The 13,755-nt window shown below is 33.1% G+C and carries 13 protein-coding genes and 2 pseudogenes; all 15 read left to right on the top strand.

Features of this window, described 5'->3' with window-relative positions; all coding sequences use genetic code 11:
* The first annotated feature begins 17 nt into the window (after positions 1-17).
* The 15 genes and pseudogenes from QNH10_RS19965 to QNH10_RS19895 all read left to right on the top strand — a co-directional run bounded on the left by QNH10_RS19965 (position 18) and on the right by QNH10_RS19895 (position 13,754).
* Positions 18-1,231, top strand: a pseudogene (locus tag QNH10_RS19965) (DegT/DnrJ/EryC1/StrS family aminotransferase).
* 46 nt (positions 1,232-1,277) lie between these two features.
* On the top strand, positions 1,278-2,024 hold the full coding sequence (locus tag QNH10_RS19960) for a sugar transferase (RefSeq protein WP_283732977.1): 747 nt from the start codon (positions 1,278-1,280) through the stop codon (positions 2,022-2,024).
* A gap of 19 nt (positions 2,025-2,043) precedes the next feature.
* Entirely contained in the window at positions 2,044-2,469 is a 426-nt protein-coding gene (locus QNH10_RS19955; RefSeq protein ID WP_283732976.1) for a glycosyltransferase, read from the top strand.
* Positions 2,470-2,506: 37 nt separating this feature from the next.
* Positions 2,507-3,178, top strand: a complete 672-nt coding sequence (locus QNH10_RS19950; RefSeq protein WP_283732975.1) for a glycosyltransferase — start codon at positions 2,507-2,509, stop codon at positions 3,176-3,178.
* Positions 3,179-3,238: 60 nt separating this feature from the next.
* A complete protein-coding gene (locus tag QNH10_RS19945) occupies positions 3,239-4,366 on the top strand; it encodes a glycosyltransferase family 1 protein (protein ID WP_283732974.1) in 1,128 nt (375 codons plus the stop codon).
* Positions 4,363-5,460: a glycosyltransferase gene (locus QNH10_RS19940; RefSeq protein WP_283732973.1), complete on the top strand. Its 1,098-nt coding sequence runs from the start codon at positions 4,363-4,365 to the stop codon at positions 5,458-5,460. Before QNH10_RS19945 ends, QNH10_RS19940 begins: the two co-directional genes overlap by 4 nt.
* Positions 5,461-6,138: 678 nt before the next feature.
* Positions 6,139-6,750, top strand: a complete 612-nt coding sequence (locus QNH10_RS19935) for an O-antigen ligase family protein (protein ID WP_283732972.1) — start codon at positions 6,139-6,141, stop codon at positions 6,748-6,750.
* Between the two features lie 7 nt (positions 6,751-6,757).
* Entirely contained in the window at positions 6,758-7,315 is a 558-nt protein-coding gene (locus QNH10_RS19930; RefSeq protein WP_283732971.1) for a hypothetical protein, read from the top strand.
* A complete protein-coding gene (locus QNH10_RS19925; RefSeq protein ID WP_283732970.1) occupies positions 7,302-8,312 on the top strand; it encodes a hypothetical protein in 1,011 nt (336 codons plus the stop codon). The genes QNH10_RS19930 and QNH10_RS19925 overlap by 14 nt, the downstream gene beginning before the upstream one ends.
* Positions 8,288-9,013 carry a hypothetical protein gene (locus tag QNH10_RS19920; protein ID WP_283732969.1) on the top strand — a complete coding sequence of 242 codons (726 nt, stop codon included), beginning with the start codon at positions 8,288-8,290 and terminating at the stop codon, positions 9,011-9,013. The genes QNH10_RS19925 and QNH10_RS19920 overlap by 25 nt, the downstream gene beginning before the upstream one ends.
* Before the next feature lie 44 nt (positions 9,014-9,057).
* Complete coding sequence (locus tag QNH10_RS19915; RefSeq protein ID WP_283732968.1) at positions 9,058-9,471, top strand: oligosaccharide flippase family protein; 414 nt, start codon at positions 9,058-9,060, stop codon at positions 9,469-9,471.
* An 85-nt stretch (positions 9,472-9,556) separates the two neighbouring features.
* Entirely contained in the window at positions 9,557-10,534 is a 978-nt protein-coding gene (locus QNH10_RS19910; protein ID WP_283732967.1) for an oligosaccharide flippase family protein, read from the top strand.
* Between the two features lie 370 nt (positions 10,535-10,904).
* Positions 10,905-11,423, top strand: coding sequence for a ParB N-terminal domain-containing protein (locus tag QNH10_RS19905; RefSeq protein ID WP_283732966.1), 519 nt, complete (start codon positions 10,905-10,907; stop codon positions 11,421-11,423).
* A gap of 107 nt (positions 11,424-11,530) precedes the next feature.
* Positions 11,531-12,549, top strand: a pseudogene (galE, locus tag QNH10_RS19900) (UDP-glucose 4-epimerase GalE).
* Between the two features lie 149 nt (positions 12,550-12,698).
* The gene (locus tag QNH10_RS19895; protein WP_283732965.1) at positions 12,699-13,754 is read left to right on the top strand and encodes a GDP-mannose 4,6-dehydratase; all 1,056 of its coding nucleotides are present in this window, start codon (positions 12,699-12,701) and stop codon (positions 13,752-13,754) included.
* The last annotated feature ends 1 nt before the right edge of the window (position 13,755 follow it).

Raw genomic sequence — 13,755 nt, 5'->3', positions numbered from 1 at the left:
AAAGCGAGGGTATGAACATGATTGAAACTAAATTAAGAGTTATTCCTTTCTCCCCACCAGATATTACAGATATGGAAATTGAAGAGGTAACAAAAGCATTAAAATCAGGTTGGATTACAACCGGATATAGAACGAAAGAATTCGAAAAAAGAATAGCGGATTATGTAGGTACGAATAAAGCCATATGTTTAAATTCTGCAACTGCTGCAATGGAACTGACTCTTCGAATCTTAGGGATTGGACCAGGTGATGAGGTGATTACTTCAGCCTATACCTATACGGCCTCCGCTTCCGTTATCGAACATGTTGGGGCAAAAATTATCTTGGTCGATACAGCTCCAGATTCTTTTGAAATGGATTATTCAAAATTAGCCGCTGCAATTACTGAGAAGACGAAAGCAATCATCCCTGTTGATATAGCCGGGAAGATGTGTGATTACGATACTTTATATGAGATTGTCGAAAGCAAAAGAGATCTGTTTTATCCTAAAAACGAAATTCAACGCATATATAATAGGGTCATTATTATGGCTGATGCTGCACACTCTTTTGGCGGAGAGCGAAAAGGAATGAAAAGTGGGCAAGTTGCCGATTTTACTTGTTTTTCTTTTCACGCAGTAAAGAATCTCACAACAGCAGAGGGGGAGCAGTTGTATGGCGTAATGACCGTAATGTAGATGATGAATGGCTTTATAAGCAATACATGTTGTATAGCCTTCATGGACAATCGAAAGATGCGCTAGCAAAAACACAAAAAGGTGCATGGGAATATGACATTGTGTACACCGCCTACAAATGTAATATGACGGATATTATGTCGAGTATTGGTTTAATGCAACTGGATAGATATGAAGAAATGTTAGAGAGGCGTAAGGAAATTATTGAAATGTACGATAAAGCACTTTTGCCGTTAGGTATTCAAAGTCTACAGCATTATGGTGAGGACTTTTCTTCTTCAGGTCATCTTTATTTAATAAGAATCCCTGAAATCATTGAAGAAAAAAGAAATGATATTGTTATTGAAATGGCAGAAGCCGGAGTTTCCTGTAATGTCCACTATAAGCCATTGCCTATGTTTACAGCATATAAGAATTTAGGGTTTGATATTAGGGATTATCCGAATGCTTACAAACAGTATGCAAATGGAATTTCGCTTCCGCTTCATACTTTGTTGAGTGATGAGGATGTGGAGTATGTGATCAAGAATTTCATTTCCATAATTGAAGATTAAGGAAGGTAATGGTTGCTGAATAGAATAGCAGAGGGGGGAAGCAAAATTGGTTTTTAGGAAATGGAATGACTTACCGGATATCTTGCAAAACGATAAGGTTAAAAAGTATTATGACGTTTTAGATGAAAAAAGATTTGATTTATTCATTAAAAGGATTTTTGATTTTACTGTTGCTGTTTTTTTGCTTATTATCCTATCCCCTCTATTTATAATAATAAGCATTGCAATAAAATTAGACTCAAAAGGTCCTGTAATGTTTCGTCAAATAAGAGTCACTCAGTATTGTAATCAATTCAAAATCTGGAAATTCAGAACAATGGTAAACAATGCTGACATAATAGGGACACAAGTAACTACCAAAAATGATGTTAGGGTTACAAATGTTGGTAGGTTGTTAAGAAAGTCCAGGTTAGATGAGATTCCACAACTAATAAATATTATTTTAGGCGATATGAGCTTTGTCGGAACAAGGCCTGAGGTAGTAAAATACGTTGAAATGTATACAGATGAGATGAAAGCTACTTTATTACTTCCAGCAGGTGTAACTTCAAAGGCTAGTATTCTGTATAAGAACGAAGAAAGTCTAATGGCTAACGTCAATAACGCTGATGATATTTATATCAATGAGGTATTACCTCAAAAAATGAAATATAACCTTAGAAGTATATTGAGTTTCAGTATCTTTAGCGAGATTAAGACTATGATCGAAACGGTAATATCAGTAATAAAAAAAGATGGCAGTTCCGATTTAGTTGTTAAGGTTGAGTCGAGTAGGAATTCGAAGCCTATATAAATATCATATTGGAGGGCATATGGGGAACGTTGGAAAATTAATAGCATTGTTTACAAACCATGATGATGATGTGTATTGCTTTAGGAAAGAACTAATTGAAGGGTTAATTGACGAGGGATACGAATTATTAATCTCTTGCCCAAATGGGGAAAAACTAGAATTAATGAAAGATATAAGGTTTAAATATATTGACACACAGATTGATCGAAGGGGAACTAATGTTATTACTGATTTTAAATTGTTTGTTAATTATTATAAACTACTTAAAAAGCACAGACCTGACGTGATTTTAACTTATACTGCCAAGCCTAATATATATGCTGGCATAGCGGCGTCGGTACTAAAAATTCCATATATAAGTAATGTTACCGGTTTGGGTAGTGTTATAAAAAAGAAAGGTTTTACGAAACGGTTTATTCTCTATTTGTTTTTAAAAATCATTTAAGAAATCTAGTTGCGTCTTCTTTCAGAATCAGGAAAACATGAAACTTGCTAAAGAAAGTAATTTAGTTACAGGGAAATGTGAACTAATTCCAGGATCGGGTGTTAATATCACCCCATTTCCTCTACAACCTTTTCCAAGTAATGAGGAAAAAATAGTTTTCAATTATATTGGAAGAGTATTAAAGGACAAAGGGATAGATGACTATATTGAAGCAGCAAAAATAATCAAGAAAAAATACGAGTATACAGAGTTCAATATCATAGGCTTTATTGAACCAACAGAAATGTCTTACAAAAAAGTACTTCAGGAACTGCAGGAAGAAAGTATTATTAATTACCATGGAAGTCAAAGAGATGTAAAGCCTTTCATTAAACGATCCCATTGTACCATTCATCCTTCGACATACGGGGAGGGTATGTCAAATGTTCTACTGGAAAGTGCATCTTCTGGTAGACCAATAATAACTACCGATGTTTCAGGTTGTAAAGAAACTGTTGAGGATGGTATCACGGGATATGTGTATAAAGCTGGTGAGATGGAAGATTTAGTTTCGAAAATTGAACTGTTCATAAAGCTAAATAATGAAGAGAGAAAGAAAATGGGTGCCCTTGGAAGAAGTAGGGTTAAGAATTCATTCTCACGAGATATAGTCGTAAATGCTTATGTTAAAGAAATAGATAATCTGTTGAAGGGAAGTAGTAGTGGATAGTCTGCGACGAGTTTTAACAGAGTATATCATAATAATTAGATGGAAAGAAGAAGATTAGATATGGAAACAAAACCTGTTAGAATACTCCATGTTTTAGGCGAATTGAATCGTGGGGGAGCTGAAACTATGGTTATGAACCTGTATAGATCGATAGACCGTAATAGATTACAATTTGATTTCATAATTCATGGAGATGGTGTATATGATTATACCCAAGAAATTCTTTCGTTAGGGGGACGCATTTATAAAGTAAAGCGATATAACGGAAAAAATCATATTGGCTATGTGAAAGCGTGGAAATCATTTTTCGGAAAATATCCTGAATATAAGATTATTCACGGTCATGTCAGGAGTACAGCATCTATTTATTTGAGCTTAGCAAAAAAAAATGGATTACTAACAATATCACACAGTCATAGTACTTCATCGGGGATTGGCTTGTCATCGGTGGTAAAAAACTTATTGCAATACCCAATTAGATATATTGCTGACTATTTTTTTGCTTGTTCAAATTCAGCGGGAATTTGGTTGTTTGGAAAAAAGACATCTAAAAAGGATAACTTTTTTGTTATCAATAATGCGATTAATACAAAAGAATTCATAATTGATTTTGAAAAAAGAAAGATGAAGAGAAAAGAGTTGGGAGTAAGCGAGAAGTTTGTAATTGGACATGTAGGGAGATTCGGTACAGAGAAAAATCATGAATTTTTAATTGATATATTTAATGAAGTATATCTTCGAAACAGGAATTCTGTATTAGTACTAGTTGGTGATGGAGAACAAAAACAACGAATACAGCAAAAGGTTAAAAAATTAGACTTGTCAAGTAATGTAATTTTTACAGGTGTTCGTTCTGACATACCCGATTTACTACGAGCAATGGATGTATTTGTTTTTCCTTCGTTATTTGAAGGTTTACCTGTTACCTTAGTTGAAGCTCAAGCTTCCGGACTACCATGTATTGTATCAAATAATATTACAGAGGAAATTAAGATAACATCATTAATAAAAAGTATATCCCTTAATAACGATGCCGGATATTGGGCCGAAAATATATTGAAATTTGCTAAGTCTAAAAAGAGAGGGAATACTTATTCTGATATAGTGAATTCAAATTATGATATCTCATTATCTGCTATAAGTTATCAAAATTTCATGCTGAATAAGTACGAGGAGTTGAAGGTATGAAACGGAAAATCGCTTTTCTAATTCCTTCTTTAAGGGGGGGCGGAGCGGAACGAGTAACAGTAAATATTATTAGAAATTTGGATCCAAATAAATTCGATATAAAATTGATTTTGTTGAAAAAAGAAGGACCATATTTACGTGATTTGCCTGAAAATATAGAAGTGGTCGACTTAAATACTACAAGAGTTAGAAATTCTTTGATTCCCCTAATAAAAGTATTAAATATAATTAGGCCTGACGTGATTTTCTCAACTATGGGGCACCTAAATATAGCCGTTTTAGCTATTAAGTATTTTATCAAAGGGAATCCGAAAATTATTGTTAGGGAAGCCAACACACCCTCCAAAGATATTAGAAGAAATAAAAAAATGTTTACTTTCTTATATAAGTATTTATATCCAAAAGCTGATTTAATAATAGCACAATGTGATGAAATGAAAAATGACATCATGCATTTTTCAAATGTTAAAGGAGAAAATATTCAATATATATATAATCCATTAGACATAAATAACATAAGGGAAATGTCAGTGGGAATAAGTCCATACTACGGTAAAATGGTTAATTTTCTTTCAGTAGGAAGGCTTACTCAACAAAAAGGATTTGATACGCTAATAAATGCCTTTACTATAGTTTCTAAAAATATCCCAAATGCTCACCTAACTATATTGGGAGAGGGTGAATTGAAAAGTACTCTACAAACTCAAGTTAATGTGTTAGGAATGAGGGAAAAGGTTTCGTTTGTTGGGTTTAAAAACAACCCATATCCCTATTACAAGAATGCGGATGTATTTGTTCTCTGGTCAAGATGGGAAGGTTTTCCTAATACATTATTAGAAGCACTAGCATGTGGTGTGAAAGTAGTTTCGACAAATTGTAAAAGTGGACCATATGAAATTTTAGGAGGAAATGAGTATGGGAATCTTTCTGAAGAGGGCGACTACAAATCTTTAGCGAAGGAAATGATTGCATCCCATATTGAAGTAAATAAAACAGGGAATAGGGCGGACGTTTTTGATATAAAACATATTATTAAGAAATACGAATCTATTTTTTTAACCGGAGGAAATTTTGCACTTAAAAATAATGAATAATTTAACTGCGGCTGCACGGTTTACTGATCCTTCTGGCTGGATACTCATGATTTTAAGGAATAATATTATTTTGGTAAGGAATGGAGTCAGTTATGAATGAAATTAGATTAGATAAAATCATTGATTCTATAATATTCTTTTATATTCTTAGTATCTATATATTTACATACCAGGAGGGGTTAAATGTAATTAGTAATGGGATAGCCGTGTTATTGCTTGCATTAATATGGGCGGCTTTCTTATTGAATAAGAAAAGATTGAGGTTTAAGTTTTACTTATTGGTGTATTTATTATTCATTTTCTCTTGTTTATTCTCGGCTTTCTATGCTATTAACCAGGGTACTGCTATTACTAAATTCACAACAATTTTTCTTGTTTTCACGCTAATGTTTTCGCTAATTAACTACTTGGATTCACAAGTGAAAATAAAAAGGATTTCGGGCTAGCTTTGTTTACTCGGGTGTAATTGCAAGTATCTATATTTTATCCAACACCGACTTTACACAAATAACCAGGTCAGGTAGTGAACTTGGTAATGAAAATTCGGTAGGTATTATTTTAGGTATTAGTGCTGTTCTTTGTTTTTATTTTATTTTAATTGAGAAAAGGAAAGTACATTTATTCTTTTTTCCAATTCTTTTTTTAGTAATTTTGCTAACGGGCTATAGAACAGCTTTATTGTTTACATTAATTAATATTATTTTATTTCTTTATTTTACAAATCAAAATAATGTTTTAGGGAAAATTAAGTTCATAACTATAGGTGTTACCTTTACATTAATTAGCTTCTATTTAGTATTCAATATTCCATTTCTTTATGATGTTATGGGGAGTCGTATTGGAAACATTTCTACTTTTATAGGCGAAGGATCAACTACTGAAGGATCTATAAATAACAGGGCCTATATGGTAAAGTTTGGACTTGAAATGTTTAGGGACAATCCTTTATTTGGTTATGGTATAGATAATTACAGGTATTTATTGGGTGAATCCTTAATCGGAAGAATAACCTATTCACATAACAACTTTATAGAGCTATTAGTAGGTGTTGGATTGGTTGGCACTATTTTATTTTACCTTGTACAAATAATAGTAATAAAAGATTTATATAAGGCTTCTAAACATAGTAATAATAAACCCTTAAATTTTGTTTTTATGGTATTTATAATAACCTATATGGTTTTATCGGTTTCACAAATATATTATTTTAGTAAACATTTTAGCATCATTCTTGTCATTGGTGCGATTCTTGGGAAAATGGTCGATAACTTAGATTTTAAGAAAGGATAGATTATCCATGTTATTAATTTCAGATGTAATTTATGAAGAAGAAGTATCTTTTTTAAAGAAATCAAAAAAGCTATTTGATGAATGGAATAATAAAAATATTAACTACTGTCATTGGAAAAGCAATGAACATTTACATGAGGGGTTAAACGGTATAACCGATGTAGATGTTTTAGTTTCCTCTGATGATAGACTTAGTTGTGAAAGTATACTAACGAATGAGGGGTACAAGAAATTTATTTCCCAGTCGGGTTCTAAATATAACAATGTGGATGAATGGTTAGGGTTTGATGAAGATACCGGGAAACTAATTCACATACATTTGCATTATGAGTTAATAACTGGAACAAAGTATTTAAAAGAATACTCTTTTCCCTGGTGCAGCTTAGCTTTGGATACCCGCATTTTAGATTTGGATACTAATGTTTATGTTATTTCACCTAATTTAGAACTAATATTATTATATTCACGTATAGTTCTTAAGTCTGCTGAAAACAGAAGAATTATTGTCTCTGATGACTATCTAAAGGAAATCGAGTACCTAAAAAAAAAGAATGGATCCAACTAAGGTAAAATACTTGTGCTTAAGTTTATTTAACAAACATGGAGAAAAAATATTTGAATTAATTAACAAAGAGATTCTAACGAATAAAGATGCTATTATATTGCGTGAAATTATACAAAAAGAATTATCCCATTGTAAAAAAATGAATGGATTATTAGTATTTCTACACCATAAGTACTTTAAATATACAATAAGAATGAAAAAGATACTCAATTTATATTTTGGTTCTTTATACATTTTAAAGAAGGTAGTGGGAAATGAAGGTTTTTCGGTTTGTTTTATTGGGGCTGATGGTTCAGGGAAAAGTACGCTTAGCAAAGATATACAAAAATGGTTGTCATGGAAAATAGATTCAAAAAGTTTTTATCTTGGCAGTGGAGACCAATATAACAGTCTTTTAAAAGTGATGAAAAAGAATTTTCAACGGTTGCGTAAACCCGTAGAAAATAATGTGGATAAGGCTGAGAAGGATAGATTTAATAATAAGAATACTGGATCTATTAGATCGTCGGGTAAGATAAGTTTAATTAAATATATTTTCACCGTTGCGTATTCCTTTGAATTGTTAAGGATAGCTAAAACTAAACTGAAAACCCTGAAAAAAATAAATAAGTATCAAAAAAAAGGTGGAATTGCCATACTTGATCGTTTCCCACAAGTGGAGTTTGAAGGAATATATGACGGGCCAAAGATAGGATATATTTATAAAGATTATTTAAGGTTACCATTAATGAATTATTTAGCGAGTAAAGAAAAAAAGATTTTAGCAAACGCGATTAAATATTCACCCACTATTGTTTTCAAGTTGAATTTACCACCTAATGTCTCAATAAAAAGAAAGCCGGATCACAATTTAGAGGAGATTAAAGTGAAAGCTGAAATCACAAAAAAACTAAGTTTTACGGAGTCAGCAGTTTATAATATCGATGCCACTCAACTATATGATAACGAGTTGCTGGAGGTAAAAAGACAATTATGGGAAAAAATAAGTGTCCACTAATAATAGAGTTTAACGGCTTACCTGGAAGTGGGAAATCAACTTTATCAAATAGATTACTTAATAAGCTTCAAATAATGGGAATAAAAGCCGAGCAATCTGATTACTTTATTAATAGTTTAAATGCAGGGAAATATACTAAGTATCTAAGATTGTTTAAATATGGTGGTGTTAAGGTTCCTATATATCTATTGTCTTTCTTAATTTCGATAAAACCAATTAGTATAGCAAGAATTAAGTATATAAAAAGTATTTATTTATTTTATCTAATATACAAAAAGTACAGTATTAATGGTGATTATGATGCTATCGTTGTGGATCAGGGAATAATACAAGCGATTGTATCATCAGTGTACCTCGACAAAATGGATGCAGGGAAACTGGCCGAATTATTGAATAAATTAAACTTGAAAGAACTGAATTATTTAGTTGTGGATTGTATATCGGATGAACTAATGTCAAGCAAAAGAATTAACAGTCGAAAACTGGAACAAGGAAGGTTTGACTTCATGGAGATAGATTGCTTAAGAAAAAACCTGGAAATACAATCCAGTATTTTTGCAGAAGTTCGTTCCTGTTTAAATATTAAAGATATTGACCGTGTTGGATTGGATATGCGTACCCCAATAAATACAAATACAAATATTTTATATGAGATTGTTATCAAAAGAATTAGCAACAAAACAAATACTGCAATAGGATGATGAATAAATGGTACTATGAATTCCTTATAAGGTGTGAATTATAGTTGAAAAAAAATGAATCGTTAACTCATAGTACATTTAAAGGTTTATTTTGGATGTTTTGCGGAACTGGTTCGCAAGCCATACTACAATTTTTAGTTATGATATTACTAGCAAGGCTTTTATCTCCGTCAGACTTCGGGATAGTGAATGCTGCAATGGTTGTTATTTCATTTACAACAGTATTTTCAATGATTGGAGTAGGTCCGGCTTTAATCCAGCGTCCAAAATTAACTGATTCGCATATTCGAAGTGGCTTCACACTTACGATACTTTTAAGTATATTCTTTACAACCCTGTTATATTTTAGTTCATCTAGTATTGCTGTTTTTTTTAGAATGAATGATTTAAAAATCATTCTGCAGACTATGTCTTTGGTTTTTTTACTCAAAGGATTTTCCGTTGTGCTGAGTCACTAATACAACGAAAAATGAAATTCAAATTGTTTATAGTATTGAGGTAATTTCATATATAGCGTATGGATCTATAGGATCATTATGTGCAATGGTCGGTTTGGGATATTGGGCGCTAGTGTATGCAGTTTTAGGTCAGAATATTACAAAAACCATCCTTTTGTTTACTTTTGAAAGACACAATATGAAACCCCAAATTCACTGGGATTCTGTTAAAGAATTGCTATTCTTTGGGGGAGGATTTACAATTGCCCGGCTAAGTAATCAATTTGCTTTACAGGCAGACAATCTTGTAGTTGGTAGATGGCTTGGTTCATATTCCTTAGGTTTATACGGTAGAGCCTATCAATTAATGATAATGCCGGCAAATTTATTTGGACAAGTGATGGATAAAGTGCTATTTCCTGCCATGGCTCGTATTCAAAAAGAGCAGAACCAATTGTCATTGGCTTATCGTATCGGGATTACAGCAGTAAGTTTTGTTACAATCCCTGTTGGTATCTTTATTTGTTTATTATCAAGGGATATCGTTATTATCCTGTTTGGGAAAGACTGGCTCAGCCTAGTCCCTGCGTTACAAGTATTAGCGGTTGGTTTAGTTTTTCGAACCAGTTATAAGATAAGTGATTCTTTGGTGCGAGCAACAGGTGCTGTATATCGCAGAGCTTGGAGGCAAATTATATATGCATTAGCTGTATTTAGTGGAGCTTGGATTGGACAACATTGGGGAATTATTGGTGTTTCATATGGAGTACTATTTGCAATTATTATTAACTATTGTTTAATGACTCACCTAAGTATGCAATTTATCAACCTATCAGTTAAGGATATTTTGCAATCACATGTCCCAGGGTTGTTATTAGGTATGTTAGCGGTTATAAGTGTTTGGTTGATTGATTGGATTTCTATTGAGGTATCCATCTTAAGGATCTTTTTGTCAGGGATTCTATTTATCACCATTGTATCTATTCTGATTAGAATAAATACTGGTAGGATACTTGGTAAAGAAATGATATGGATAATGGATCAAGTGGTCGACATGATAAAATCCAGAAGGTTAAAAAAGTGATACAAGAAAGCATTTACTAACTAAATATGCAAGGTGCTTCCAAAAATAATAAGAAATAGTGAAAGTAACTATTTAAAGGCTGAATCAACCGGAGATTATATTGGAAGAGTCACTTTTACTTTTAAATTTGAGGGTAATAAATTGTGAAGCGTCTTACCGTATTTAAGGCCAAGTTGTTATTAAAAAGAATTTTATTGAAAGTAAGCCCTAAAAGTGTTTACAACAAATTGTATTAAATCTCGTGTATTTATAGGTATAAATCTATAGCCGATAGTGAAAAGATTATTTGGATTAAAGTAGATGAAATACAATGGAGAATTGTTGATGAAGAAAACAAAAAAGTATACTTTAGCAAAATTATGAGGGGGGATTGGGATGGGATGTTAGTTCGGTAATTGGCACGAAATACTCTTCAATAATACAACATTTTGAGAATAAGGTTGCATGGGAAGATACTATGCTATTTAACAAATACAAAGAACGATTAATGAAAGAAAAGAAAATAAAAGGTTGTACAAGCATCAATGCCTTAAGAAGAAAATATGAAGAAGAAGTAGATGTGTTATTTAATAGAATAAAAAAGGAAGGTTTTTTATTGCCAACAGCCAATAATTCAAATATAGATGTTATTCATGTCTACATTGATAGGAATGGGAATTACCTTTACACAGCTAATGGTAATCATAGATTAGCTTTTGCCAAAGTTTTAGGTATAGAAAAAATACCGGTAAAAGTTAGGGCTAGGCACACAAATTGGGAAGAGATTCGTGAAGACATTTGGACAATGAGTAAGTATGAAGTAAAAAGGTTAGATAGGAAGCTTATTGAACACCCTGACTTAGAAGACATTATTAAGTATAAAATGTTAAAGGAAGGAAGCATTACTTAAGAAATTATTACTAATTGGTATTCCTTCTTGCGTACCGAACTTTTAAGAGGGGTGTAGGAATTGATCTACTATTTTCTATATTTATTTAAACGGGGGATATCATTCAAATGAATATCCTAGTCACAGGTGGGGCTGGATATATTGGCTCACATACTTCTATAGCCTTAATTGAATCGGGATACAACGTAATAATTGCTGATAATCTTTGCAACAGTAGTCGAAAGACTGTTGAGCAGATAATGAAGATAACAAATAAGGAATTGACCTTTTTCCAAATTGACGTAACGGATCCTGAATCAGTTGAGACGATTTTTGAAAATTGCGAAATTGACAGTGTGATTCATTTTGCTGGACTAAAAGCAGTGGGAGAATCTGTAGTAAATCCTTTAGCCTATTATTATAATAATATTGTAAGCACGCTGGTTCTTGTTAATGCTTGCCGGAAATATGACGTGAATCGATTTGTCTTTAGTTCTTCAGCAACGGTATACGGTAATAATAAAATTCCTTTTACAGAGTCAATGGATCTTTTATCAACGACGAATCCATATGGCGAAACGAAAGCAATGAGTGAACGTATTTTAACTGACATTGCCAAAGCAAACCCAGACTTTTCAGTTACACTTCTAAGGTACTTTAACCCCGTGGGGGCCCATGAAAGTGGATTAATAGGCGATGACCCTAATGGAATACCGACTAACCTTATGCCATATATAACTCAAGTAGTAAAAGGTAAACTTAAAGAATTACAAGTTTTTGGGAATGATTATCCTACATCGGACGGGACGGGCATTCGTGATTATATCCACGTGGTAGATCTTGCTGCTGGGCATGTAGCTGCATTAGAAAACCTATCAGAAGGAGTTCATGTCTATAACTTGGGTACCGGAAAGGGTATAGTGTTTTGGAGTTAGTAAAAGCCTTTGAGGAAGCTAATGATATTCGGGTTCCATACAAAATCGTAGAACGGAGACACGGAGATATTGCCGAGTGCTTTGCTGACGTTACAAAAGCGAAACGAGAACTTGGCTGGGCAACAAAACGGGATATAAAATCAATGTGTCAGGATTCTTGGAGATTCGCGAATAGGTACAAAGATAAAGTAGCTTTACGAAACGGTAACTAAGTGTAATTGAATATAAAGTAAGTGGAAAGCAAATCATTTTAGATTATGATAAGCATACTGCACGATTTAATAACTGAATATTCTTAATGTTATGGAGATATATTAAGACTCATCTTGGCGTCACAAAATAAAAATCAGGAGTTGAAACTATGAACTTCCCCCAATTGCCCAAATCAACGACATACCTAATCACCGGTACAGCAGGTTTTATAGGTTTTTATTTATCTAAACAATTACTTCAAAATGGTTTGCATGTAATAGGTGTTGATAATATAAATGACTATTATGATGTGAATCTTAAATATTCCCGTTTGGAACAACTTAAACAATATGAAAACTTCACGTTCATTAATGGGGATATTTCCGACAAAAATATGATAATAGAAACGTTTGAAAAATACAAGCCTAAAATCGTGGTAAACCTGGCGGCGCAAGCTGGTGTAAGATATTCGATTGAGAACCCGGATGTCTATATTCAAAGCAATCTTATTGGCTTTTATTATATCCTTGAGGCTTGCAGGCATTATCCGGTGGATCATTTGATCTATGCTTCATCTAGTTCTGTATACGGAGCCAATAAAAAGGTTCCTTTTGAGGAGACAGACTTTGTAGATAGCCCCGTATCCCTTTATGCGGCAACAAAGAAATCTAATGAGTTAATGGCCCATACCTATAGTCACTTGTATAAAATTCCTTCAACGGGGTTGCGTTTCTTTACTGTTTATGGTCCGATGGGACGGCCGGATATGGCTTATTTCGGATTTGCAGATAAGTATTTTGCTGGAGAACCGATAAAGATTTTTAATAATGGCGATTTTGAGAATGACTTGTACCGCGATTTTACTTATGTTGATGATATTGTTACTGGAATCGAGCGCTTGATACACCATCCACCTACTGACGAGGTTCCCCACAAGGTCTATAATATCGGAAACAACAATCCTGAAAAGTTGATGACATTCATCGAGACATTGGAACGCTGTTTGAGCAACGCTATGGGTAAGCAGGTTGTTTTTAAGAAAGAATTTGAACCAATTAAATTAGGGGATGTGCCTGCGACTTATGCTTCTACGGATGCTTTGCAACAAATGGTAGGATTCAAACCAGGGACACCGATTGAAGAAGGATTGCAGAGATTTGCTGATTGGTATGTAGATTACTATAAAGTGAAAGAAATCAACACCCTAACGCAAGGAAGTGTTTGAA

The sequence above is a fragment of the Sporosarcina thermotolerans genome (assembly GCF_030067815.1).
Lineage (GTDB): Bacteria > Bacillota > Bacilli > Bacillales_A > Planococcaceae > Sporosarcina > Sporosarcina thermotolerans.
Note: the sequence above shows the minus strand (reverse complement) of the source record. Positions and strands in the feature narration are given on the sequence as shown.

Coding starts and splice junctions, on each gene's coding strand:
- QNH10_RS19955 (WP_283732976.1), top strand. CDS start 2,044: ATGGGGAACGTTGGAAAATTAATAGCATTGTTTACAAACCATGATGAT.
- QNH10_RS19895 (WP_283732965.1), top strand. CDS start 12,699: ATGAACTTCCCCCAATTGCCCAAATCAACGACATACCTAATCACCGGT.
- QNH10_RS19950 (WP_283732975.1), top strand. CDS start 2,507: ATGAAACTTGCTAAAGAAAGTAATTTAGTTACAGGGAAATGTGAACTA.
- QNH10_RS19920 (WP_283732969.1), top strand. CDS start 8,288: ATGGGAAAAAATAAGTGTCCACTAATAATAGAGTTTAACGGCTTACCT.
- QNH10_RS19910 (WP_283732967.1), top strand. CDS start 9,557: ATGGTCGGTTTGGGATATTGGGCGCTAGTGTATGCAGTTTTAGGTCAG.
- QNH10_RS19940 (WP_283732973.1), top strand. CDS start 4,363: ATGAAACGGAAAATCGCTTTTCTAATTCCTTCTTTAAGGGGGGGCGGA.
- QNH10_RS19945 (WP_283732974.1), top strand. CDS start 3,239: ATGGAAACAAAACCTGTTAGAATACTCCATGTTTTAGGCGAATTGAAT.
- QNH10_RS19930 (WP_283732971.1), top strand. CDS start 6,758: ATGTTATTAATTTCAGATGTAATTTATGAAGAAGAAGTATCTTTTTTA.
- QNH10_RS19925 (WP_283732970.1), top strand. CDS start 7,302: ATGGATCCAACTAAGGTAAAATACTTGTGCTTAAGTTTATTTAACAAA.